The 798-nt window shown below is 27.4% G+C and carries 1 protein-coding gene; it reads right to left on the reverse strand.

Going from position 1 to position 798, the window contains the following annotated elements:
* Window positions 1-99: 99 nt before the first annotated feature.
* Window positions 100-798: transposase (locus tag MBCUR_RS03135; RefSeq protein WP_211265120.1), on the reverse strand; the 699-nt coding region annotated here is incomplete at its 5' end.

Here is a 798-nt window from a genome sequence, read left to right on the forward strand (position 1 = left end):
GAGAGAAAGGCAAAACCTTTTTGTGTAGTTTTTCTGGTGGGGGATTTAGTAGATTTTGGTTTTGCAAAATGGTCAAAACTTTCTTTTTGAGTTTTTTTCCTAAATTTTTAAGGATATTTCTTTTTTTATTTTTGCATTTGGGAATTTTTCTTTTATCATTGTGCAAAAATTTTGGGAATTTTTTTTATTGTCCTGTTTATTTTTTAGGTTGAATATTCTTTTAAAGTTGTAGCCTATTGCTATTAGATTTAATTCTGTTTGTATATTGTCTATTTCTTTTTGAGGGATGTTTTCAAGGCCGTGGTGTAGTTTCAGTATTCCAAACACAGGTTCTACTGTTGAATTTCTCTTTTTGTATTCTGTTTTTCCTTTAGAAGAGTTCATTTTTTCAGTCATTTCTTTAGATAAAATTGTTCCATATTCAGTTATAGTTCTTATTTCTGATTTAGTACAATTTTCCTTTTTTGAACACTTTTGGCACTCTAAAGTGTAATATAACCTATGTATGGTGTTATCATAAGTGTATTCTTTTTGAAATTTTAGTATTTGTTTTTTTGGACATTTAAAAATGTCTTTTTCACTATCGTATTGGAAATTATCTTTGTGGTATGGATTTTTATGTGTTTTACCTTTATGTTCGCGGGTTTGCTTTTGATTAGGTATATATCCATCTATTTCATTATCTTTTAAGAATTTAAACTCTTTTTCACCACGATATGTGTAATCTGCACTAATTTTTTCAGGATATTTATTTATTGTCCATAAAACCTTTTGAATTTGAGGTATTAGTTGATTGTG

The sequence above is a fragment of the Methanobrevibacter curvatus genome (assembly GCF_001639295.1).
GTDB classification, from domain to species: domain Archaea; phylum Methanobacteriota; class Methanobacteria; order Methanobacteriales; family Methanobacteriaceae; genus Methanoflexus; species Methanoflexus curvatus.